We start from the raw sequence: 22,424 nt of genomic DNA on the forward strand, positions 1-22,424 counted from the left end.
AGCCGCCGAGCGATCGCCTTTCGGGCAAGCCTCGATTTTTACTGTCGGTGAACTGGCGAGCGATTAGGCTTGAACCAAGGGGGTGCGTGTGAATCCGCTTGATCTGATCTCGGCAGCGCCGTGGAAGCGCGCTGCCTTCACGACCTATGCGCTTTCGCTGTCGTTCTTCGAGGCGGTGCTTCTCGACGCGCTGCTTCGCGGGGGTGGTCGCAATGCCCTCATCCTGGCCGATCCGGAAGGTGTGCGCGCCGGCCTGAGCGAGGAAGGCGCGCGCAGGGTCGGCCGCGACTATGAGATCGAAGCCGTGGCATGCGCAAATCACGGGGTGTTCCACGCAAAAGTGGGCGCGCTGTTCGGCGATGACGATGCCCATCTTCTCGTCGGATCGGGCAACCTGACTTTCGCTGGCTGGGGCGGCAATCTCGAGCTGGTCGAGCATCTGCATCCGAGCTTCGCCGCGGACGCCTTCGACGATGCGGCGGCGTTTTTCGAACAGCTCGCCGCGTCGGCTCAGATCATCATCGCGGCAGGGCCTGCCTGCGAGACCATTGCCGGTTCCCTGCGACGATCGGCGCAGGGCCAGCCGCGGGCGGGGAATATCCACATGGTGCACAGCCTCGATGCGCCGATCGCGGAACAGCTGGCGCTCTATGCCGAGGATCTTGGCGGTGTGACCCGTCTTACGGCGGTCTCGCCCTATTACGATCTACGCGCCGACGGCCTGGATGCGCTCGCGACACTGTTGGGTATCGAAAAAGCGCATCTCCATGCCCATCCCGCAGGAACGGTCCGCGGTCCGGGCTCGAATGCCTGGCCCTTCGAGGGCGGACCCAAGTGGCAGCCGGTCGATGTCGTTGATGTGTTCGGCCACGATGACAGACCGCTCCATGCCAAGTCGATCGAACTGGTTTGCCGCAAAGGACGCCTCCTTCTCAGCGGCAGCGCCAACGTGACGCATGCCGGTCTGTTCGGGCGAAACGTCGAGGCCGGGGTGCTCCGGGTCCAGCGGGGCAGCAAGAGCTACTGGGTCACGGCCCCGGGAACGGCCCCTGCCCGCCTCCCGGCAGACGCGCTGGACGAGAACGAGACGAGCGACTCCGCGGTCGGAATCCTGAGCGCCTCGCTGGAAGGAGAACGGATAACGGGCCGCGCGCTGACACCAAGGCTTGGCGGCAACGCAATCGCCGTGCTGCGAACCCCCAGGGGATCCCATGCGCTGGGTCCGGTCGTGGTCTCTGGCGACGGCCATTTCCAGCTCGACGCGCCGGGCATCGAATTCGAAAGCTGGGAAAACGGTCGTCTGATCCTCGGACTTGAGCAAGGCGGCCGGCGCTGGGAAGGCTTCGTGTCGATTGCGGCGGCGCTCGAGCTGATCCGGCGCACGGGTTCGATCGCCACGCGGCTCATGGCGATGCTCGCCGGCACCGAAACACCGACCGACGTCGCCGCCATCCTGGCGTGGTTTCGCGAGGATCCAAGTCGCATGCCAGCGTCGCTCGGCATCGGCGGTGGCGGTAGTGGCGGCCGGCCAGACGGGACCGAAGGCATGGTGACGCTCGCCGATCTCAATGCGGCTGCCCTCGGCGCCAATTTGCTGTCGGGCGCGGCCGGAGAGGAAACATCGTCCGCGTGGCGGCACACCATGGCCCTGATCCGTGCCGTATTCAGGCAGTCGCGCGGTCCCTGGGGCGCCGGCGGCGAAACCGACGATGACGACGACGACGATGAAAAGGACCGCGAGAAGCGAGCGAGGTCCGAAGAAGCGGCGAACTATCGGTCGCTCCAGATCTTCGACGAACTGCTGACGACCATGCTGGCGCCTGAGGCCGCGGGTCGTAACGCGCTCATGGCGCTGTCGCTGTCGCATTTCCTGGCCGACCGGATCAGACCGGCACCGGCCAAGGTGCAACTCTGGCTCGACAAGGTGTTGCCGCAGATCGCCGCGCTTGACGGCCCCGAAAGCGATCTCGCCGCCGCTTCCATCCTCCTTCATCATGCCGCCGACCGGCGGGACGACAATGCCATTCGGGCGCGACGCTATTTCCTGCGTCGCGGCATCGATCCGGCCACCGTTGCCGTCTCTCCAGATGTGATCCCGGCTTTCATGGCGTTGCTCGGCCAAGGCATCGACCTCGACGGTTTTCTCGGCGAAGTGCTGACGGCAAGGACCATGGGCGAGCAGATCGACGCCTATCTTGCCGCCGGCGATGGGCATGGTCCCGATGCCGGATTTGATAGCCTTCGCTCTTCGCCGCACTGGCCCAGTCTTGACCGGGCGCTGCGCGATCCCGCCTCGTTCGCCAAGCTGATGGTACTGGAGACCTTCCGAGCGTCGTGCCCGCGTTGCCATATACGGCTGCCCCTTGCGGCCGGAGAAGATCTGCGGCTCCGGGGATTGGCGAGCTGCTGCGGCCGAATCCTGCTCAATCGGGATTGCTGAACGTGATGGATCTGAACGAACTCCTCGATGTCGCCCGCACGGCCGACGAGCCCCGGCCGGTCGACAAAAGCAAGGTCGGCATGGGCGGCGTGGATCCGCTCGGTCTGCGCCAGATCAATTTCGGCCTGATGGACCGGGTGCTCCCTGACCTCAACAACGTGGCAAGCCACATCCGGCCCTATACGCTGATGGCCTGGGCCTGGCGGCGCGTCCGCCATATCCTGGAGCGCGGAAGGCGACAGAGCGCACAGCCCGAGGAAATGCGCGATTTCGTCGACCGGATCGAAGCGATATACGCTTGGTCGCAGTTCCTGATCGATCCGAAAGCCGACATACCCGGAGCACAGGCCATGCGCCCGATGCTGGATGCCGTGCGCTATCGCTTTGGCGGCGAGGAATGGGATGCCCGGCGGAACATGCGACGCTATTCCACCGGCTTCATATCGCCGCTGAACTACGGCCCAAGCCTGCGCACGATGGGCTGGTTGATCCCGGTCGAGGGCGCCGCTGGCATATTTCAGCCCGATCCTGCCCTCGAGCCGGTGCTCGACGCTTTCGAAAAGCGCTTCGAGGGTGAGCTGGACCACGAGGCGTTCAATCGCTTCGGAAGCGTCAGCGTGAAGCGGGCGGACGCCGAGCGCTGGGGTAAACTCTGGACGATGGACAAGCCTCGCGCGGCCGAAGCGAAGGCCATGTTCGTCAGGCTCGGCGGCGAACGCGCGGCGCCCGCCCGCCAGAAAGGCGTCGCTCTGATTCAGGCTGCCTTTGCGGATCTCGCGGACGAGGAGGCGACCTACGAGGATATCAGAATGCGCATGGCCGATCGGGCCGCCGCATGGAGCAGTGCGAACGACCGCCCGATCGCGGCGGACGAATGGAGAGCGGTCCAGATCCGGCAGCTGTTCCGGCTCGCGCTCGAAGGCCTGTTCTATTGGACGATCGGCGCGCTTCTGCCTGGACCTCGTTCCACAGGGCAGCTCGCACAGGCCTTCATCGATGCCCTCGACGAAGCGTCATTGCCGGAGAGCGCTGGAGACTGGATTCTCGCGTCGACGGATACCGCGAATCCTGTCGAGCATCTTCGCTCGCTGCAGAAAGTCCTGCGGGACCAGGAACAGCTTCCGGCGGCCATTGTCGCGGCCCTTGCTCTCTGCCTCCGGGAAGCGCCGAACCAGGGTCATCCCTTCGAGAACCCCGATCGATTGCCCCTCAGCCGGGCCAAGAGGGAGGCGGAAAGCTGGCGTGAGCTCTCCCCGGCCGGTTTCGTCGGGCGCGTGCTCGAGATCTGGATCATGGCGCAGCATGCCTATTGGTCGGTGGGACGGGGCCTGGCCGACGCTCGCAACCGGGGCAAGACAATCCTTCGGTTGCGGATTGTCATGGACGAGGGCGGATGGACGCTAACGCCGGGCACGACGCGCCAGGGCAATCCTCCAGAGCCGACCCCGGACCGGCTCGAAACGGCGACGAACCTGCTCGTCGAATGCGGGCGCCTCTAGCGACACGCGAGTGTCGCATCCGTGCAAGGAAATGCAGGCGCGTTACGATACGATCTTGCTGCGACCCGAGGGGCCTTCGAGTCGAAAGTTTCGGCGGCCTCCCACTCATAAAGCCTGCCTGGTCCTGCCGGGCAGGCTCTTTTTTTCGCCTGCCTGTTGATTTCCGCTGAGAGTTGACCCGGGATTTTCATCGAGAAGTGACCCGGGTTGAAGATATGTCCCGCGATGCGGGTGATGGGTCAAGCTGGCGATTTTTCCTTTCGTGGTTTGGGCGCCGCGGCGGCGGTGCTGGCTCTGAAGCGGAAGCTGTCGTTTCCGGTCTCCAGGATGTGGCAGTGGTGCGTGAGCCGATCGAGCAGCGCGGTCGTCATCTTGGCATCGCCGAACACGCCGGCCCACTCGCTGAAGCTGAGGTTGGTGGTGATGACGACGCTGGTGCGCTCGTAGAGTTTGCTGAGCAGGTGGAACAGCAATGCCCCGCCTGACGAGCTGAACGGCAGGTAGCCGAGCTCATCGAGGATCACGAGGTCGAGACGCAGCAGCCGATCGGCCAGCTGGCCGGCCCTGTTCATGGCCTTTTCCTGCTCGAGCGCGTTGACCAGGTCAACGGTGGCGAAGAAGCGGACCTTCTTGCGATGATGCTCGACCGCCTGGATGCCGAGCGCGGTGGCGATGTGGGTCTTGCCGGTGCCCGGCCCGCCGATCAGCACGACGTTGTGGGCGCCGTCGATGAACTCGCCGCGGTGCAGCTGGCGAACCATGGCTTCATTGATCTCGCTGGAAGCGAAGTCGAAGCCGGCGAGGTCCTTGTAGGCCGGGAAGCGGGCGGCCTTGATCTGGTAGGCGATCGAGCGGACCTCGCGCTCGGCGACCTCGGCCTTGAGCAGCTGTGACAGGATCGGCACCGCGGTATCGAAGGCCGGCGCCCCCTGTTCGACGAGTTCGCTGACGGCTTGGGCCATGCCGTACATCTTCAGACCGCGAAGCATGACCACGACGGCGGCGCTGGCAGGATCATGACGCACGGGCGGTCTCCTTGTTGCGGAGCGCGTCGTAGCGCTCGACGTTAGCCCTGGGCTCGCGGACCAGGCTCAGCGCCTGTGGGGCGTCGATTCTCGGCGGGGTGCCAGCTTTGCCGTCGGTCAGCCGGTGCAGGATGTTGAGGATGTGGGTCTTGGCCGGAACGCCGGCTTCGAGCGCCAGCTCGACGGCGCAAAGCACCGCCTGCTCGTCGTGCTGCAGGACGAGGGCGAGGATCTCGACCATCTCCCGGTCGCCGCCGGGGCGCTTGAGAAGATGGCCCTGCAGCCGCCGGAACGCATCAGGCAGCTCGGCGAAGGGCGCGCCATTGCGCAGGGCGCCAGGCTTGCGCTGGATCACCGCCAGATAGTGCCGCCAGTCATAGACCGTCCGCCCCGGCAGGTGGTGCGAGCGTTCAATGATCCGGTCATGCTCGCACAGGATCTGGCCTTCGGCGGCGATGACGATTCGGTCAGGGTAGACGCGTAGGCTGACCGGCCGGTTGGCGAAGGATGCCGGCACGCTGTAGCGGTTGCGCTCGAAGTGCACGAGGCAGGTCGGCGAGACCCGCTTGGCGTGCTCGACGAAGCCGTCGAAGGTCCGCCCCAACGGCATCAGGCTGACTACCTCGTCGGCCCAGGCATCGCCGATCGTGCCGGGCAGGACGCCATGCTGGATCTGGCCCCATTGCTCGATGCAGCGCTGTTCGAGCCAGGCGTTGAGTGCCGCCAGATCGGGGAAGCTGGGCAGCGGCTGCCACAGTCGGCGCCGGGCATCCTGGACATTCTTCTCAACCTGTCCCTTCTCCCAACCGGCGGCCGGGTTGCAGAAATCCGGCTCGAACAGGTAGTGGCTGGCCATCGCCGCGAACCGGGCATTAACCTGCCGGACCTTGCCGGCACCGATCCGGTCGACCGCGGTCTTCATGTTGTCGAAGATCCCGCGCCGGGGGACGCCGCCGAGAACCCGGAACGCCTGGGTCAGCGCATCGAACAGCATCTCGTGGGTCTGGAGCAGATAGGCTCTGACGATGAACGCCCGGCTGTGCGACAGCTTGCTGTGCGCCACCTGCAGCTTGGTCCGCTCGCCGGCAATGATCGCCCAGTCCTCGCTCCAGTCGAACTGGAACGCCTCGCCCGGCGCGAACGCCAGCGGGACGAAAGTACCGCGGCCGCTGGTCTGGGCATCACGCTGCCGCTCGGCCTTCCAGGTGCGAACGAAGGCCGCGACGCGGTTGTAGGATCCGTCATAGCCCAGCACGACCAGATCGGCGTGCATCTGCCTGGCGGTGCGCCGCTGCTTACGCGACCGGCCCGCCTCGATCCGTAGCCATGCCGACAGCTTCTCGGCGAACGGGTCCAGCTTGCTTGGCCGCTCGGGAACCTTGAACTTCGGCTCTACCGTGCCGGCGCGCAGGTACTTGCGGATCGTGTTGCGCGACAATCCGGTGCGTCGCTCAATCTCCCGGATCGGCATCCCTTCGCGGAAATGCCAGCGCCGGATTACGCTCAATAACGCCATGTCGATCACTCCTTGATCCCCCGACGCAAATGCCAGGGGGAAGCTCAGAACATGGGTCACTTCTCAGTGGAAACTTTGGACCTTCCCGGGTCAGCTCTCAGCGGAAATCAACAGGCTTGCTGAGCCGAGTATCCGTGGCACCGACAACGGTGCTTCTCGAACCGTCGGACGACTTGATCGTCGAGCGTACTGACCGGGATGGCATGCATATCCAGCCAATGCAGGAAATGACGGATCGCTGCACTGTACAGGATCGAACAGGCCGCTTCCTCCTTGACCCACAGAGAGGAGAGGAAGGCGTTGAATAGGGCATCCGAGCTGGGCGGATCTTCGATCCGGAGCTGTGCCGGACAAAACAGCTCTGATGATCTTGTTCTCATGGTGGTTCCTTCGACTTGTTCAGGTCGAGGGAACCGTAATTATCTGGAGTGAAATCATGGAAAACCGAAGGAAACCTGCGCCTCCTGCTGCCACGCTCGACATAAACTGCGACTGCAAAGAATATGTGTAATGTTGAGCTCAACATTAGACATACTCACGGGGACTGAGATCAATTTCCAAATTTGCCCGCTCGTCGGGCGATAGGTCGCCAAGCCGCCGATCGAGGATCGATTCCGCGGTCGTGACCAGCTGAAGGACCACCGACTGCCCCGCGGAGAGATGCGACTTCGCCGCTGCGATCACGGTCGGCAGCTTCATGCTGAGCAGGAGCTGACCGAAGAAGCGCTGCTTGGTCGACTCGAACCGCGAGCGCGCAGACGCCTTGGCACCGCTGTTGAGCGTCGCATTTTCGAGCCCGTCGACCACCGCCGTCAATTCGAGGGCATGCTCCATGTTGCGGTGGATGATGCCCCAGGCGTCGGCATAAGCGTCGTAGATCGCGATCTGCTCGCGCGTCAGTTCATGCCGCAGGATGTCATATTCGACGCCGGCAAAGCTCAGCGCGCGGGCGGTGTAGAGGCCGAGCGCCTTCAGGTCGCGAGCGACGAGCTCCATCGCGGCGATGCCGCCCTTGCGGATGCCGGAGATGAACTGCTCGCGGTTGCTGAAGGCGGTTTCCGGCCCCCACAGGCCCAGCCGCACGGCATAGGCGAGGTTGTTGACGTCGGAGGCGCCGGTTGCCGAGGCGTAGAGGACGCGCGCGCCGGGCAGATGGTTCTGGAGCAGGACCCCGGAGATGCCCTGCTGCGAGCCCTCCTTCTTGCCGAGCGCCCCTTCGCCGCCGGCGACGCCGCCCATCTCATGCGCCTCGTCGAAGCCGATCACGCCTTCGAAATCGTCGCCTGCCCAGTCGATGACCTGCTGGAGGCGGCTGTGGTCACCGCGTGCCGAACGAAGCGTCGGGTAGGTGACGAAGAGCACGCCCTGCTCCAGCGGTATCGCCTGGTCGATCTTCCAGTTGGAGAGGGGCTGGATGTCGGCCGCGAGACCACCGAGCGCGGTCCAGTCACGCCGCGCGTCTTCGAGCAGCGCCTCGTTCTTCGAAATCCAGATGTTCCGGCGGCGCCCGGCGAGCCAGCTGTCGAGGATGCACGCGGCGACCTGCCGCCCCTTCCCCGCCCCGGTGCCGTCGCCGAGGAAATAGCCCATGCGATAGGCGCGGCCATCCTGCGCTTCCTCAAGGCCGACGCCTTCCTTGGCGGGCCTGAACTTCCCCGGCAGAAACTGGTCCCAGGCGTGACCGGCATAGACGACGGTTTCGAGCTGCGAGGCCGACAGCAGGCGTTCGGAGACAGTGCGTTCGGGGAGCCGCGGCACATAGGCCGGGATCGGCGCCGCGATCGAGCCCATCGCGACGGATTCAACCAGGGCGGTCGGATGTTCGCCGGCGGCGTCGAAGGTGATCCGGCTCGGACGATAGGGAAGATAGACACCGACCTGGTCGAGCAGCGGCGCCGGCGTGTCGAGCGGCGCGTATTCGACGGGCAGCACGTTGTTGCGCACCGGAGCGTGATAGGGCCGCGGCTGCGCGCGATTGCTCTTCATGGCGCGGAACAGCGAGGGGCTGCTCGATCGCTTGGGAGCCGGTGCCGATGGCGCCGCGAGGGTCCCGCGCTCGTGGATCGTGAGCGCGCCGATGAGCTCACGGATGGAGGTGCGCTGGATCGTCGCGGGAATGGTCGTGCCGGGGACCTTGTCGATCACGAACAGCCGGACCGCGATGCTGGTGCCGTGCTTCAGATAGCATTTCTCGAGCCGCACCGAGGTCCGCACGCTGACATCGCGCAGCGTGGTCTCGAAGAGATCGCGCATCCGCGCATTGGGTCCGAACCAGTCGGGCATGATCGCAACCAGACGGCCGCCGGCCTGCAGTCGGCGAAGGGCTGCCTGGAGATGTCGGACAGCGGCGTGTGCGTCGGCGCCCAGCCCGACCGACCGGGAGAATGGCGGGTTCATGAGGATCAGGCTGGGACGCGCCGCTGCCGCCAGGCTCGAGTTGATCGTGGCGCCGTCGTGGCCGGTGACGGTCGCATCAGGGAAGACATCGGCGAGACGCGCCCGGCGGCCCGATGCGTATTCGTTGAGCTGGAGGGAGCCGAAGTCCCGGCAATGCGCCACGAGGAGCCCATTGCCGGCGCTCGGCTCGAGGATCACATCGTCGCTCTGGATATTGGCGAGGACTACCGCCACCGCAGCAAGATCGACAGGTGTCGAGAACTGCTGCCATTCGATCTGATCTTCGCTGCGAACGGTCTGGGTGGGCAGCCGGTCGAGCAGGTCGCAGGCCGCAATCACATCATCGAGCGAGGTCAGCGGATAGGGACCGAACTGGAGGTGGTGGGCGAGTGCATGCTCGAGAATCTCGAAGCTGTCGCGCTGGGTCCAGAGCCCGTCCGCGTCGGTCCCGCCATAGCCTTCGATCATCGCCGCATTGAGGTCGGCCCGGGTGATCGGGTCCGTCGACCTGAGGCGGTCGATGAGAAGTGTGGCCGCACGGCGTTCGGCCGCGGTGGCGGTATCGAAGAGATCGGACATGGTGGGGTCTCCGGACTGGCTGCCCCATCGGCAGCATCAATCCTTCGACCCCCCTTCCCTTTGCCCAGTCGCGCGGTGGTTGTCAGGGGCCGGCTACGCAATCGCGGAAAGCCTGGGGTTCGCCGGGAGTTTCCGAACCAGCGCTATCGGGCGTCCTGGCCAAGCTGGCGGATGCGGTGCAGCCAGTGTTTCCGGTGTCCGCTACCCTTTTCGACGCCGCCGATGATCGAATAGCGAACGGGCGCGATGCCGACGAAGCGGAGCAGATTGCGGTCGAGGCTCTTGAGGCTGTGGGCCCGGTAGAAGAACCGATAGAAGGGTGCGGGCATCCCCATCGTCACGATGATACGCGCCGAAAGGCCTCCGAGCAGTCTTGCTGGCTGCTCCGGTTCGGTTTCATCGATCGCAAAGCCGGGCCGCATGACCTGCTCGAGGAAGGCTTTGAGGAGAGCGGGCACGTCGCCCAGCCAAAGCGGATAGAGGATCACGAGATGGTCGGCCCACCGGATGTCGATCTGCGCCTTGTGGATCGTGTCTACAGGATCGGCCTCGCGCCATTCCTTGGCCGAGCGCAGGATCGGAAAATCCAGGGACGCGATATCGATCCTGCGGACGTCATGGATGCCTGCCTCGGCACCCGCCGCATAGGCATCCGCCAGCGCGTGAACGAAGCGCGCCCGATCAGCATCGGGATGTCCATCGATGATCGCAATACGTGCCATGCGCTCCTCCGGGCATTGCATTCCTCTCCCGCGTTGCCTCCGGCAATCAGGAAGTTCCCCAAGGTGCTGCGCCAATGCCTGGCTGTCCTTGGCGAGACCCTGGTCATCGCCGGCTCATCTCGAGAACCTTGGCCCAGTCCTTGACGCCCTTGGGGGGCATGGGGGTGATTACGAGATCCGGCCTGGCGTAACGCAGGGCTGCCCGCTCTGCCGCGATCGCGCCTTCGGCATCGTTGTCGACGGCCAGGATCAACGAGGTCAGCGATGACGGCAGCAGGAGCTGGTCGAGCCGGCGGGCTCCGAGGCTCGTCCAGCAAGGTATGTCGTGGAGGATGGTGAAGGCGCGCGCGGTTTCGAAGCCCTCGGCCAGCGCCAGCACAGGAACTGCCTGCCCTCCTCCCTGCCATGCGCCTTGCCCCGGCTGGCCGAGCATCAGCTTCATCCGATATCGGGCTGTCAGTGGGTCGAGGAATATCCGCTGGACAGCAGTCAGGCGCCGCCCTTCCCGCACCGCGACGATCAGCGCAGGATGATAGGTCGTCCACGGCTTGGGCCGATAGGGGCAGCGCGGGTGGAAGCGCAGGTCATGGGTGACAGGCCAGAGATGTCGCAGGCGAAGATAGCGTTCGGCGAGCGTGCCATCGAGAGGGAGCGCCTCGTCCCAGAGCCGCTCTGCGTTGCCAGACCGCGCGGTGGGCGTGTCGGTGTAGGCGAAGCGACCACGGCTCGGGACCCGCCGAAGCTCACGCAGAACATCTTCCCGGTCGCACCCGGCAAAGCAGGTGACGAGAATACCCTGGTTGCCTTGGCGAATAGAGAGGCTGGGCGTGCTGTCGGCGTGGGCGGGACACGGGCACATGGCGGTGCGTCCGTGCCAGGTTCCCCCGAGCGAGCCGACTAGATCGATGAGGTCCTGGGTTGGTCTGAGCGCGACAAGGGCCATTGGCAGTTCCTTTCGCGGCCCATGCTCCCCCTTGCCTCTCTGCCGGCTCACCTTATCCTGGGGCGCAGCTTACCGGCTATGCGGGACGGTCGATTTGCTCCTCTTAAAGAATCAAATCTTGAAAACGCCCAAGCGGAGCGCGGGAGCTTCATAGATTCATTGATTCTAAGATTCAGGGGCCGTTTGCGACGGTAAACCAATAGGTTGAGTGCCCTCCTTGTGAGGAGACGGGGGCTTCAGTGTGAGGGCTCGGGGGCGTCTGTGCGAGCCAGGGGGGGCTGGAGCCTGAGTGATCGGGGGACAATGTGAGTTCTCGGGGGACGCAGGCGAAATGGGCTAAAGAGCTGCCGGGAAAGCCCTGAATCCCCGTATGTTTTTGCTTCGGGGAAGATCGCCGACATCGGAGATGCTCTTTTATGTGAGCGATTGGGGGATCGTGGCCGAGGCGTGCGGATCTTTGCGTGAGGTCTCGGGGGCGGCCCGCGGAAAGGGGGCGTTCGAAATAAGGAATTCCCCCACCTTTATGTGAGCGATCGGGGGATGCCAAGAAAAGCCAATTAAACCAACGAGATATGAAGATCTATATGTGAGTCGCCGGGGGTAACGCGCCGCGCGGCCCTGCTCGCCGCTTCGGGCCGGCCGCGCGGCACGAATCTTTTATGTGAGTTTTCGGGGGAGCGAATGCGACTCGGCTTGGGAGCGCGAGTCGCGTGCCGAGGGCTCCGCGGTTTTATGTGAGCGCTTGGGGGCTGGTGGTCGCATAGCCCGACAACGTCTGTGTGAGCGTCTGGGGGCACGTCTATGTGAGTGAACGGGGGGCGGTTCTCATTATGACAAGCTGATGGTATGCAACTCACATGAAGCTCGATTCGGACACCGTGGAAATCGAGGTTCCGCCTGACCTGGAGGGTCTGAGCCGGACGTTGCGGGTCGCTGACGTGATTCGCCGCCGCGACCTCGACTTTGTAAGTAAACCTGGGGAATTAGTCGAATCCGAGTTCGAGACGGGGTCGTTGAGTGCGGCCGGAAGAAAGGCTTTCGCACTGATGTTGCGGAAAGCGGGACCGGAAGCCGGCGAAGACAGCAAGACTTTCACGATCACCAAGAAGGAACTGCGCGGCTCGCACAAGGGTAACGAGCGCATCCAGCCGGTGATGGACGAACTGCTACGCGTGATCGTCCGTATCCGGACCACCTCGAAGAAGGGTAAGCCTGCGATCATGTCGCAGTCGCTGCTGTCGAGCTGCGTCGAGGAAATCTCCGAAGACGGCATGAGCGTCGTGGAGTTTCAGTTCTCAGAGAGCTTCAAGCGCGTGATCCAGCGTTCGGATTACTATGCGCGGGTGAACCTCGGGGTGATGCTTGCGCTCCAGTCGCGCTATTCGCTCACCTTGTACGATCTTGGCTGCCTGATCATCAATCGGCAGAACCGCGTCGTCAAAATGAACGTCGATGAACTGCGCCGACGCCTGGGTGTGCCCGACGGCAGCTTCAAGAACTTCGCCGAGTTTCGGCGTGACGTGCTCGTCAAATCGAAGGCGGAGATCGACCAGCTCGCCGATTTCATCGTGGAATGGGAAGAAATCCGGGGGTCCGGGCGCGGCCGGCCGGTCGAGGCGGTCAAGCTGACCTTCAGCCCGAAGGACCCTGTCGAGCAGGAAGAGACGGCAAAGGAGCTCGATCGGCCCAAGGTCGGACGGCGTGCCAGGCGCGACGGCAGCGTCGAGGAGGTCGCGGCCATTCCGGCGGCCGCCCCTGTGGCGGCATTGCCGTCGAGCAAGCCCTTCCCCACTGGATCGATGCACTTCTGCGGGGATCAGCGCCTGCTGACGATCGTGGCGGATTTCGGAGGCGGCTGGGACAAGGATCTGATCGCCGGCGCGTTTCGCGAGAAGATGGGCGACCGGCTCAAGACCCTGACGGGCGTGCCGCTCTACAAATCCTGGGAAGGCTTCTGCAAAAGTTTCGTCGGGCTTCGTGGCCGGCCTTAGGGATAGCCTGCCCTCCCCCGATTCCTCACATAAAGCGATAGCGGGCCTATTCGGGCGCCCTCCCCTCCCCTTCGGCCAGATCGATCAGCGCCATGATCCCGTCCGGGAGGCTGAGGTTGCGGTCGTCGCACCAGCGCACGAGGCGGTCTCGCTCAGGAGGCGACAGGCGCATGCTGATATGGAGCGACCGGGCCGGACCGCGCTGGGGCTTGCGCTTGGGTGTGACGCCGAGATCGGCAGTAACCTGCGGAAAATAATTGGCTGGGAGCGCCGATCCGGCGGGCTCGCGTTGGACCGGCGGGGTGCTGGCAGGTTTGGGCGCGGCTGTAGCGGCAACGAGCCCGCGGAGACGATCGGCGGGCGCTTCTGGCTGCTCCAGGCGCTGCCGTGTCGATCCGATGATGTCGCCCATGCTGCTCACGGCGGCCTTTTCTTCAGGCATCGACTGCCTCCTTGTTCTGAATTTCGCTGAGAATATCGGCGAGGATGCTTTGCGCGATGCGGCGCGCTTTCTCGGTCTTGGCGAGGTTGGCGGCTTCGACCTCAGCGAGGGTCATCCGGTAGTTCGACATGGCGCGAAAGGCGTCGAGGGTGAACATCTGGTCGGTGAAGGTCGGGAGGGCTTTCCTGATCTGCCCGTCGATCTCCCACTCGGCTTTGGAGCGGGCCACCTGCCCTGTCTGGGTGATGAGCACGCGGTATGGAACGCCGCGGCACATTTTCTCGAGCATATCGCTGGTTTCGACGGTTCGCTCGAGATCGAGCCGCGATGACCGTGTCGGGATGACGACAAAGTCGGAATCCATAGCGGCATAGGCGGTCTTGAAGTTCGACGTTCCCTCGGAATCGACGACGACGAGCTGGGCCGCCTCGCGCGCTCGTCCGATCGCGGCACCGATATCCGAGTCCCGCAGCTGCGAGGCGTCCTCGACGGCGATGCGCGAGTCCCCTCCCCTGCCCGCTGCGATCCGATCCCGGTGCCAGTTCAACAGGCTGTTTTGACGGTCGGCGTCGAGCATGAACACCGAGCCGCCCAGTGCCTCGAATTCCGATGCGAGGGCAAGCGCAAGCGTCGTCTTGCCTGCTCCACCCTTGCTCTGCGCGATAGTGATGACTGGCACGAAATAGCTCCCTGTGGGTCGCGGGCGCGGCACCCATGTGACGTGGCACAGGCAGCGCGGCACAATTGATCTGCGCTTCTCATAGCGCCTGTGTAAGCGCGGTGCAAGGCGACCGCGCTACTGACCTCGCTGGGAATGGCACACGCGCATCAGCAAGCGACGTTAGCAGCGAGGACGCAAGCGCCAGTAAACGCACAAGCGCAAGCGCTGCGGCTCGCGATGCCGCACGCGCTAGCGCGCTGCGCCGCGCGAACGATAGGCAGAGCGCAATCGCGGCACCCAGCGCGTTACAACACGCGGCACATAACGCGGCACAGTCAGAAAACGGCGGAAATCGGCCAAACCGCAGCACGCGACTCTCGCGTCGACGGCGTCTTCATCGCGACGATAGCTGGATCAGGAGCGCGACAGAAGGCGATCGATCTCCGCCATCTGCTCATCGAACGAGTCGAAAACCTGCCTGAGGCTTCGATCGGCAGGTGGGGGAGGGGGCTACAATCGCGGTCGACCGCGCTGGGGAGAGGCATATCCGAATGTCACCGCGAGATCTCCGGCCACGAAAACGCGCCAGGAACGACGCCGCGTGACTTCAACCAGCAGCCCAGACCCGACACCGCGTTCGAGGAGCTTGCTCGCACCAGCTATAGTGAGGCCGAGAGCCTCGGAGACAAATTGCGGCGAGAGAAGAGGACGGTGAATGGTCAGAGCCGCCAAAGAGGGGAGCGCTCCCGGTCTGTACTCGCTGACGATCGCGCGCTGCGCGTCACGATAGAGTCGTTCGAGCTGATCGAGCCGCTCAGTCCCATCAGCGGCAGCACGTTGCAGCGACCTCACGATCGGCAGCCAGTCCGCGTCGGACAGCCGCGGCTTCAGCCGCATAGCCTTGGCGCCGCTGCAGAGGCAGGGCAGTGGGACGTGGGATAGACCCTGATCACGAAGGGAGAAGGGTAGCCCAAGCCAGGGCGCGATCGTGCCGAGCTGCCGTGAATATTGCCTGACACGGTCGATGGCACGAATGAGGGGAGGGTGCTCGGCCGCCTCGGGCGGATCGAACACCGACGTGGGAAGTGCATCGCGCCATTCAAGCGGGTCGCTCGAGAGCAACGCTTGCCGCCAACCGTGAAATTCAGCTGTCAGCCGACAGAAAAGGCAGCATTTCAGTAATATCGTGTATAATCAACATGTTATATAGAATGCGCTGCATGTGATTCTGTCTGGGGCGATATGCACGTCGCGGCGTTAGACAAAATAAGCTACATTACCCGGGCAGCAAAAATCGTTGGGAGCCCGTTCCATGATTGAGCGCAAGCCGTCTCCTGCGCCGCGGCGGAGCCTCAAATCGCTTGAGACGGGATTGGCGCTCTACCCGCATTTCCGGCGACATATATCGCTTAGCAGCCCGGTGACGGCTGCTCAGGTTCAGGCGATTTCCGAGGCAACCGGCCTCAAAGAGCGGCGGATACGGACACTGGCCGCGCTCTTCCGCGTTCATCCGGTTGCGGAAACGCTGGCTCCAAAGCCGCGCGGACCCGCAGTCGGCTCGCACCGGATCGATCCCGAGGTGAGAGCCGCCATCGAGACGTTGATCGACGAAATCGCGCTCAAGATGGTGCCGCCGTCGCGCGCCGAAGCGGCGCGGCAGATTTGGGGCCTGTTGCACGCGGAGAACGGAGATCATCGGTTTCCCGCCGATCTGATCCCAAGCTCGAAGACGATCGAGCGGCTGCTGGCCGAGATTCCGAGCCGGGTTTGGGCGAAAGCGACGATGGGATCGAAGACGCGGAGCGCGCATGAACCGCACCCCGGCGAATATGCCAGCGAGGGATTTCTCGACCTGGTTCAGATGGATCATACCAAGGGCGATGTCATCCTGGTCGATAGCCTGCGGCGCGAACAGCTCGGAAGACCGTGGATCACCTTCCTCATCGACATCTGGACCCGGTCCATCCTTGGCTATTATGTGAGCTTCGGCGACCCTTCGACATTCCGGTGCGGACGGGCGGTTGCCAGCGCCGTGTTGCCCAAAGAGCCGGTCCTTGCCCACTTGGACGTCGACGTCAGCTACCCGATGCACGGCCTGTTCCGGCGCTTGCATGCCGATCAGGCCAAACCGCATCGCTCGGAGGCTTTCCGGCGCGCCTGTGTCCGCAACGGGATCGCCCCCGATGTGCGGCGACCTGGGCCGGCGCATCTTGGCGGGCATATCGAGCGGCTGATCGGCACGATGGTCGGAAAACTGCGACTTTTGCCCGGTGCAACCGGAGCGAATGTGGCGGCGCGCGACGGCTATGACGCCGAGGCGGACGCGGCGATGACGCTTGGCGAATTCGAGCGCTGGCTGCTGTGCCAGATCGCGATTTATCATCACGCGCCGCATAGCGCGCTGGGCGGCCTGTGTCCGGCCCAGATGTGGGAGCGCGAAGCGGCGAAGCACAGCCCACTGCTGCCCGTGTCGGTCGATTCCGACGCGCTGTTCCGGCAGTTCCTGCCGTCGAAATCGCTGACGGTGCAGGCCAAGGGCATCCAGATCAAGTATCGCCATTACTGGCATCCGGAGCTTGCTGTTCGGATCGGCCAAAAGATCGAAATCAGCTGGGACGAGCGGACGATCCAGCATGTCTACGCCGATCTCGATGGCCACTATGTCGAACTGTCGGTCGTCGGCGACTATCCCGATGTCTGGGAGGCGGACTGGGAAGCCGCCAGGGCAGGGGTGCGGGCTCTGGGTCGGGCCTATCAGGCCGATGGCGGCCGCGCGGCGACGGCGCGGGCGGTGGCCACGGCCAATCAGGAAATCCACCGCGCCCGTGTCCGCACGAAGGAGGCGCGGCGCCAGGCCAAGCGCCGCGAAGGGGAGGGGGCGACCGTGGCCGATCTGCGGCGTCCAAAAGCGCCGGCGGCCAAGCCCGTGATCTGGAAACCCGCGGCCGAGCTGGGCGAAGACTGGGACCGGATCGGCTGATGGCACCAGCACCATCGCTGCCCTTCTGGATCGCCTTTGACGAGGCGCGCAATGCCGTCGAGACGATCGTCGACGTGGCCCATGACGATCCCGAGGAACGGCCAACGTGCATCGTCCTGGTCGGCGATTCGGGCATGGGCAAAACCTCGATCTTGCGTGAAGTGCAACGGCGGCTGACCGCGGACTTTCCCGAGCCGCCCGATTGGGGTGATGCGCGCTTTCAGCCGGTGCTGAGGACGGTCATCCCCTCGAGCCCGACCTCGCTCAAGATCAATCTCGCCCTGCTGTGGCAGCAAGGCTGGCCCGTCACCAGCACGACCCACAAGGTCGCGGACCTCAGGGTCGTCGATCTGCTCGGCAAGCAGGGCACCCGGCTTGTCGCGGTGGACAATGTCCATGTGATTCTGACGGCTAGCGGCAAGGCGCGCCGCGATACGCTCGATGCCTTCCGCTATTTGATGAGCGCCGGCAATGTGCCGTTGGTTGTGGCGGGTCTGGACGTGGCCGAATATATTTTTTCCGAAGATGTCGAACTCGCCTCGCGCTCGATCATCCTGCGCTTGCCGCTGTGGGAGCCGGGGGAGGCGTCACAGCGGCTGATCCGGGCGCTGGCGCGCGGCATGGGCCTTGTCGAGCCTGACCGGCTCGCCGAGCCCGATCTCGCCGAACGGATCTGTGCCGCGAGCCATGGTGTGACGGGCAATTTCAAGCGGATCCTGCACTGGTCGGCCAAGGTCGCGAAAAGCGATGGTCGCAGCGTCATTAGGCGTGACGATATCGACAATGCGCTGAAGCGTTTTCCGCCCTACCGGCTCTTATGAAACCGGAAGCGCCGGAGCGCACGCCGCTCGCCTTCCGGGTGCGCCCCCAAACTGAGGAGGGCTTCGATTCGTGGCTGGACCGGATCGTGCGCCGCCACGAAACCTCGCGGAGAAGCTTGTTCCGCTATCTCGATGTCGATCCCGAGCTGGCAAATTATGACCTCGCGAGGGGAAGGCTCGGCCTGCCGGCGCGGCATCATGCAACATTCGACGGGCTCGTTGCCGGGCTGGGCTGGGCGGTGGATGTCGATCGCGATGCCGTGATGGACGGTTTTGCCGCTGGGCCTGCGCATTGGCTATTGCCGCCGACCCTGCGCCGCTATGGCTGCGCGTGCTGCTGGTCCTCGATGATCGCCGAAGGGCGGCCGCTCCATATCCGCAAGGAATGGATATGGAGCGCGAGTTGGTGGTGTCACGAGCATCAGCTGCCCTTGTCGGTGATGCCGGCATGGGCCGCGCCGCGCCGGGAGGGCGGCAGACTTGCGGCGATGCTGGGACGCCTCGAGGCGGCCGCGCGCGAGATCGTGCGCGCGGCGCGCCCGACGGCGCGACTGATCGCGTATAATCGGGCCGTGATCGACTCTCTCCGCAAAGGCGACGATGGCGTCGCTCCGCAGCGGTACAGGCGCTATGTCGAGACCATCGTCGCGAACCGTTTTCATTTTTCGAGCGAGCGGATCCGGTTGCTGGCCTTGCGGCACAGCAGCGGAGCGCAACCGGCGCGGCGCTTCGAGCGCTTTGTCGCGCTCAGCCGGAGCGAGCTTGCGAAGGAGGGGAGGGGGTTCTTCCGGCGCCCGCAGCCGAGGGTCGAGGGAATCGATATCGAGGCGGCTATCGACAGGCCCAGGCGGGGCCGCCGCTGGGAACCCGATTTGCCGATGCTGTTGCAAACCTATCTCTGCATTGCCCAGCGCGCGGAAGCGCGGGGCGAGCCGCTCGGTCGCCCCGCGGAGCCTGAAGACAATTATGGCCTCTATCGCTCGATGAACCGCGCATCGGCGCAAAAATGGACGAATGATCGCGGGCCGGGCGGGCTCGGTTGGTAAAATTGCCCTGAGAAGCCCGTACAGCGCGATTTGGGGTCGCTGCCGTAGTCCGGGCTGGCCTGCGCCTGTTTTGGCGCTGTAAGGGGCATTTGCGGGGACAAAATTTTTGCCGGTTTTCAGGCCTGGTCGTCCGACTGATCGTCATAGCGTGCCAGCAAGGCGTCGATCTTGGCGAGGGCGGCATCATAGTCCTCGATCGCCTCGCTGGAAAACCGGCCCGGTTCGTCGGCCAGCGGGGTAGGCGCAACGGATGGTCTGCTGCGCTTGACCGAATAGAGCTTGACCCCAGAGAGGGTTTGGATGGCCAGATCACCGGCTTCCGACAAGGCGTCGAGCATTTTCCGGACCCCGAGGCGGGTGACGCCCAGCACCGCCTCAATCTGCGACGAGCGCAGCGGGCCAAAGCCGGAAAGGAGGCCATAGAGCTGCGGTGCGCGCGAATTCGCCCGCTTCGCACGGTAGCGATCGGCCAGCGCCCTGCGCGTGTCGCGCGCTTCCGCGACCAGGCTGAAGAGGTGCTCCAAGACATCGCGCAGCGCCTCGGCCTGAACGATGGCGGCGTGCGCCGGGTTGTCGTCGACGTCGGCCGCGCGCACCGTGTCGAGCCGGATCAGACCGTTCAGCGGCAGCGCCGCACCATGGGCGCCGTTGGCTTGGAGATGCGCGCCAAAGGCGCATTCGATCGCCCAGCGCGGGGAAGGTGGGCGCGGGCGCTCGATCACGACTTGCCGGTTCGCGAGCGCGATCGTGTCGGTCGTCCGCTCGGCGGGAGCGAAGCGCGGGCTTTGGCCGATGGCGCGGTGGAGGGCGGCCAGCGCAGCAAAGGGGAGGGGGGCTGGCTCGAGCGCCGCGACCAGGGCCGCGGCCTCGTCGATCGCGGCCCGGGCGGTTTCGACGGCGAGGGCGCTGTCGGGGTCACGCAGCGCCAGACAGGCTTTTTCAAGCCCGAGCGCCGCGTCGGCGAGCGGCGTCCAGCGGCCGTGGGTCATCTCCGCGAGCAGGGTGGTCGCCAGGGCGCGTGGGGCAAGCGCGAACTGGAGTGGTTCGTCGGAAAGGGGTATAAGGCCGGCGAACCAGGCGTGGAAGCGCGCGTCGGTGAAGAGATGCCCTTCCTGCCGGAGCGCCGAGATCAGCGTCTCGCGGATGAGGCGCGCAGCGAGGATGGGGTGGATGTCGGACGGGCACCACGTGAGGGCGGCATCGAGCCCACCGAGGAAGAAGGCTGCTTGCGCCTGGGCGGCTCTCAGCGCCTCGAGATCCGCCAGCGAGGGCGGTTCGGTGGTCTCGAAGCCAAGAAACGCATGCGACACGGTCAAAAAAATCCAGTGAAAACAATTGTATATAGTATATGTATAGCAAAGGTATGATTACTATACAATCACTCTGATGCCTTAAAGCATCAACATTTGATAATTGCAGTTATCACATGTCCATGTTTGACGCCTCTCTATAAGGTCTGTCGTTTCAGGATACGACTGGACGCTCCGGCGCCGCCCAATTTCTGGATCCTGCGTTGAAAGAATACGGCTGGATTCAGGGAAGAATACCGCCGGACGCCTGGATGCTGCGTGGCTGATCTCCAGCGTTTTTCGGCGACACTTTCTTAGCGCATTCACAGGCTAGGACAGGCGGGGCAGGGGGCTTCTCTCAACGTCCGCACACTCGGTTCAAACGGGATGGGTGCCAGGCATCTGATCCGCCTCGGACGATGGTCAACCGGGGCTCAAGCGATTACCATACGGGGACAACCGGTCGGTTGACCCCGTTAGATGGATTGTGACAAATGCCCTTGATCGGTTACGCCCGCGTTTCTACCGACGAACAGGATACCTTCGCCCAGATTAGTGAGTTAAGACGCGCAGGCTGTGTAACCCTATTCGAGGACCGGGCCAGCGGCGCTAGCCGCAGCCGTCCGAAACTGGCCAGCGCGCTCGCAGCGGTGGGACAGGGGGACACCCTCGTGGTTGTGCGGATCGATCGCCTCGCACGATCGTTGTCACATTTGCTGGAAATCGTCGAAGCGCTCCGCGCCAAGGGAGCGTATTTTCGCTCGATCAATGATCCGATCGACACCAGCAGCCCGCAAGGGATGCTGATGACACAGATGCTTGGCGCCTTTGCGGAGTTCGAACGTGCGCTTATTCGCGAGCGGACGCGGGCAGGGCTGAAGGCCGCGGTTGCGCGCGGCGCCAGACCGGGAAATCCGAAGATGCGCGCGAGAGACCCGTCGGCGATAGGCGACTTGCGCCACAGTTTGAAGGAAAAGCATCTTCACGAATTGGTCGATGGCCGGCTTCGATGGCTGCCAATCGTCGAGCGGTTGCGACCGCACTTACCCTGGAGCTTGGTGCTCCGGCGTATTCAGGCGCTTAAGCCGCCGGTGCGGTCGTTTTCCGAGCGTACCCTGGTGAAGGCATGCCGAACGTTGGTCGAAGCGGGCTACGCTGATCGGGTGATACTCGAGGCGGCGCCGCGATTGGCTCCCGACAGTCGGATCGCATTGCTGGTGGCCGACAAGCTCAACAACGATCCAGATGCTACTCTTCGCAGCCTCGCGACGTGGTTGAGCAAGGATTTGCGAGAGCCAACGCCGCGCAAAGGTACGCAATGGTCGCCTGAGGGGGTGAGGCGCGTGATTTCTCAGGCGCGGAATTTGGGCTTGATCGTCGTGCCGAAGTTACCGGCGACCTTATCGCCGTGAATGCCGGAGAAGGTCGGCTGCGGGCCGAAAGGCGACTGACAGCTTCCAGCGCAGGAGAGGCATGAAGTTGCCGTACAGATCCACCTCCGCATGCGTTGCTGCTTGACCAAACGCATTCGCCATACGATATGCGCCGGCAAGGCGATGGATTTCCGCCGGGCTTCGGCCGAACCGCCTTCGGGCTGATGATTCCTACCTGATGCGTTTTCGCAACAAGGAGGAATCGTGCGCGCTAAATTCGCAATATTGCTGTCGAACCTGAACGTCCTGACCTTTGTTCGGGACCGGCACGACCATGCTCTGTCCGTGTTGCGTTGGCTGGCGCTCCTTGTTCCCATGGCGGCGGCGGTGGGCAGTCTCTGCGCAGCCTTCCTCTGGAGCCTGGATATTGCCACGCGCACGCGCTTTGCGCATCCATGGCTGCTGTTCCTCCTGCCGGTCGGCGGGTTCGCGGTCGGGCTGCTCTATCATCTGTTTGGCCGCAGCGTCGAAGGCGGCAACAACCTGATCGTCGAGCAGGTCCATGAACCGGGCGGCGGCGTACCTTTGCGCATGGCGCCGCTAATCTTCCTCGGCACCGTTGTCACGCACCTGTTCGGCGGCTCGGCCGGGCGAGAAGGGACGGCTGTGCAGCTGGGCGGCAGCCTTGCCAGCGCCTTCG

At 64.3% G+C, this 22,424-nt stretch carries 17 protein-coding genes and 1 riboswitch; of the genes, 8 read left to right on the forward strand and 9 right to left on the reverse strand.

What is annotated here, in order from left to right; all coding sequences use genetic code 11:
- The first annotated feature begins 88 nt into the window (after nt 1–88).
- Both ACM61V_RS19465 and ACM61V_RS19470 read left to right on the forward strand, forming a co-directional pair.
- Nucleotides 89–2,440: a hypothetical protein gene (locus ACM61V_RS19465; protein WP_419714559.1), complete on the forward strand. Its 2,352-nt coding sequence runs from the start codon at nt 89–91 to the stop codon at nt 2,438–2,440.
- 5 nt (nt 2,441–2,445) lie between these two features.
- Nucleotides 2,446–3,939, forward strand: a complete 1,494-nt coding sequence (locus tag ACM61V_RS19470) for a septum formation inhibitor-activating ATPase (RefSeq protein ID WP_419714581.1) — start codon at nt 2,446–2,448, stop codon at nt 3,937–3,939.
- Nucleotides 3,940–4,178: 239 nt separating this feature from the next.
- Here ACM61V_RS19470 and istB read toward each other — a convergent pair whose 3' ends face one another.
- The 5 genes from istB to ACM61V_RS19495 form a co-directional block, all read right to left on the reverse strand.
- Nucleotides 4,179–4,964, reverse strand: a complete 786-nt coding sequence (gene istB, locus ACM61V_RS19475) for an IS21-like element helper ATPase IstB (RefSeq protein ID WP_419713736.1) — start codon at nt 4,962–4,964, stop codon at nt 4,179–4,181.
- Nucleotides 4,954–6,480 carry an IS21 family transposase gene (gene istA / locus ACM61V_RS19480; protein ID WP_419713735.1) on the reverse strand — a complete coding sequence of 509 codons (1,527 nt, stop codon included), beginning with the start codon at nt 6,478–6,480 and terminating at the stop codon, nt 4,954–4,956. Before istA ends, istB begins: the two co-directional genes overlap by 11 nt.
- Before the next feature lie 525 nt (nt 6,481–7,005).
- Nucleotides 7,006–9,456 (reverse strand): strawberry notch-like NTP hydrolase domain-containing protein, encoded by a 2,451-nt coding sequence (locus ACM61V_RS19485; protein WP_419714560.1) that lies wholly within the window; start codon nt 9,454–9,456, stop codon nt 7,006–7,008.
- A gap of 143 nt (nt 9,457–9,599) precedes the next feature.
- Nucleotides 9,600–10,178 carry an NAD(P)H-dependent oxidoreductase gene (locus ACM61V_RS19490; protein WP_419714561.1) on the reverse strand — a complete coding sequence of 193 codons (579 nt, stop codon included), beginning with the start codon at nt 10,176–10,178 and terminating at the stop codon, nt 9,600–9,602.
- A 103-nt stretch (nt 10,179–10,281) separates the two neighbouring features.
- The gene (locus ACM61V_RS19495) at nt 10,282–11,121 is read right to left on the reverse strand and encodes a DUF7146 domain-containing protein (RefSeq protein WP_419714562.1); all 840 of its coding nucleotides are present in this window, start codon (nt 11,119–11,121) and stop codon (nt 10,282–10,284) included.
- Nucleotides 11,122–11,978: 857 nt separating this feature from the next.
- Here ACM61V_RS19495 and ACM61V_RS19500 point away from each other — a divergent pair.
- Nucleotides 11,979–13,112 (forward strand): replication initiation protein, encoded by a 1,134-nt coding sequence (locus ACM61V_RS19500; protein ID WP_047867039.1) that lies wholly within the window; start codon nt 11,979–11,981, stop codon nt 13,110–13,112.
- Between the two features lie 46 nt (nt 13,113–13,158).
- On the opposite strand, the gene ACM61V_RS19505 is transcribed toward ACM61V_RS19500, so the two are convergent.
- The 3 genes from ACM61V_RS19505 to ACM61V_RS19515 all read right to left on the reverse strand — a co-directional run bounded on the left by ACM61V_RS19505 (nt 13,159) and on the right by ACM61V_RS19515 (nt 15,337).
- Nucleotides 13,159–13,554: a hypothetical protein gene (locus ACM61V_RS19505; protein ID WP_047867038.1), complete on the reverse strand. Its 396-nt coding sequence runs from the start codon at nt 13,552–13,554 to the stop codon at nt 13,159–13,161.
- The gene (locus ACM61V_RS19510) at nt 13,547–14,233 is read right to left on the reverse strand and encodes a ParA family protein (RefSeq protein ID WP_419714563.1); all 687 of its coding nucleotides are present in this window, start codon (nt 14,231–14,233) and stop codon (nt 13,547–13,549) included. Before ACM61V_RS19510 ends, ACM61V_RS19505 begins: the two co-directional genes overlap by 8 nt.
- 492 nt (nt 14,234–14,725) lie before the next feature.
- Nucleotides 14,726–15,337, reverse strand: coding sequence for a hypothetical protein (locus tag ACM61V_RS19515; RefSeq protein ID WP_419714564.1), 612 nt, complete (start codon nt 15,335–15,337; stop codon nt 14,726–14,728).
- 190 nt (nt 15,338–15,527) lie between these two features.
- On the opposite strand from ACM61V_RS19515, the gene ACM61V_RS19520 reads away from it, so the two are divergent.
- From ACM61V_RS19520 to ACM61V_RS19530, 3 genes are read left to right on the forward strand one after another with little or no spacing between them, the layout of a single operon-like run.
- Nucleotides 15,528–17,195, forward strand: coding sequence for a Mu transposase C-terminal domain-containing protein (locus ACM61V_RS19520; RefSeq protein WP_419714565.1), 1,668 nt, complete (start codon nt 15,528–15,530; stop codon nt 17,193–17,195).
- The gene (locus ACM61V_RS19525; RefSeq protein ID WP_419714566.1) at nt 17,195–18,016 is read left to right on the forward strand and encodes a TniB family NTP-binding protein; all 822 of its coding nucleotides are present in this window, start codon (nt 17,195–17,197) and stop codon (nt 18,014–18,016) included. Before ACM61V_RS19520 ends, ACM61V_RS19525 begins: the two co-directional genes overlap by 1 nt.
- Nucleotides 18,013–19,062, forward strand: coding sequence for a hypothetical protein (locus ACM61V_RS19530; protein WP_419714567.1), 1,050 nt, complete (start codon nt 18,013–18,015; stop codon nt 19,060–19,062). The genes ACM61V_RS19525 and ACM61V_RS19530 overlap by 4 nt, the downstream gene beginning before the upstream one ends.
- Nucleotides 19,063–19,178: 116 nt before the next feature.
- Here the strand turns inward: ACM61V_RS19530 and ACM61V_RS19535 are convergent, their stop codons facing one another.
- Nucleotides 19,179–20,378, reverse strand: a complete 1,200-nt coding sequence (locus ACM61V_RS19535; protein WP_419714568.1) for a hypothetical protein — start codon at nt 20,376–20,378, stop codon at nt 19,179–19,181.
- A 467-nt stretch (nt 20,379–20,845) separates the two neighbouring features.
- On the opposite strand from ACM61V_RS19535, the gene ACM61V_RS19540 reads away from it, so the two are divergent.
- Together ACM61V_RS19540 and ACM61V_RS19545 are read left to right on the forward strand one after the other, a co-directional pair.
- Nucleotides 20,846–21,763, forward strand: coding sequence for a recombinase family protein (locus ACM61V_RS19540; protein ID WP_017503726.1), 918 nt, complete (start codon nt 20,846–20,848; stop codon nt 21,761–21,763).
- 131 nt (nt 21,764–21,894) lie between these two features.
- Nucleotides 21,895–21,965, forward strand: a riboswitch (Fluoride riboswitch).
- Nucleotides 21,966–21,988: 23 nt separating this feature from the next.
- A partial coding sequence (locus tag ACM61V_RS19545; RefSeq protein WP_419714569.1) for a chloride channel protein occupies nt 21,989–22,424 on the forward strand: 436 nt, incomplete at its 3' end.

The organism is Sphingomonas sp. TX0543 (genome assembly GCF_048565505.1).
Classification (GTDB): Bacteria; Pseudomonadota; Alphaproteobacteria; order Sphingomonadales; family Sphingomonadaceae; genus Sphingomonas.

Bases quoted from the DNA above. Each gene is read 5' to 3' on its own strand.
- ACM61V_RS19470 (WP_419714581.1), top strand. From the start codon at position 2,446: ATGGATCTGAACGAACTCCTCGATGTCGCCCGCACGGCCGACGAGCCC.
- istA (WP_419713735.1), bottom strand. From the start codon at position 6,480: ATGGCGTTATTGAGCGTAATCCGGCGCTGGCATTTCCGCGAAGGGATG.
- ACM61V_RS19485 (WP_419714560.1), bottom strand. From the start codon at position 9,456: ATGTCCGATCTCTTCGATACCGCCACCGCGGCCGAACGCCGTGCGGCC.
- ACM61V_RS19490 (WP_419714561.1), bottom strand. From the start codon at position 10,178: ATGGCACGTATTGCGATCATCGATGGACATCCCGATGCTGATCGGGCG.
- ACM61V_RS19495 (WP_419714562.1), bottom strand. From the start codon at position 11,121: ATGGCCCTTGTCGCGCTCAGACCAACCCAGGACCTCATCGATCTAGTC.
- ACM61V_RS19500 (WP_047867039.1), top strand. From the start codon at position 11,979: ATGAAGCTCGATTCGGACACCGTGGAAATCGAGGTTCCGCCTGACCTG.
- ACM61V_RS19505 (WP_047867038.1), bottom strand. From the start codon at position 13,554: ATGCCTGAAGAAAAGGCCGCCGTGAGCAGCATGGGCGACATCATCGGA.
- ACM61V_RS19520 (WP_419714565.1), top strand. From the start codon at position 15,528: ATGATTGAGCGCAAGCCGTCTCCTGCGCCGCGGCGGAGCCTCAAATCG.
- ACM61V_RS19525 (WP_419714566.1), top strand. From the start codon at position 17,195: ATGGCACCAGCACCATCGCTGCCCTTCTGGATCGCCTTTGACGAGGCG.
- ACM61V_RS19530 (WP_419714567.1), top strand. From the start codon at position 18,013: ATGAAACCGGAAGCGCCGGAGCGCACGCCGCTCGCCTTCCGGGTGCGC.
- ACM61V_RS19540 (WP_017503726.1), top strand. From the start codon at position 20,846: ATGCCCTTGATCGGTTACGCCCGCGTTTCTACCGACGAACAGGATACC.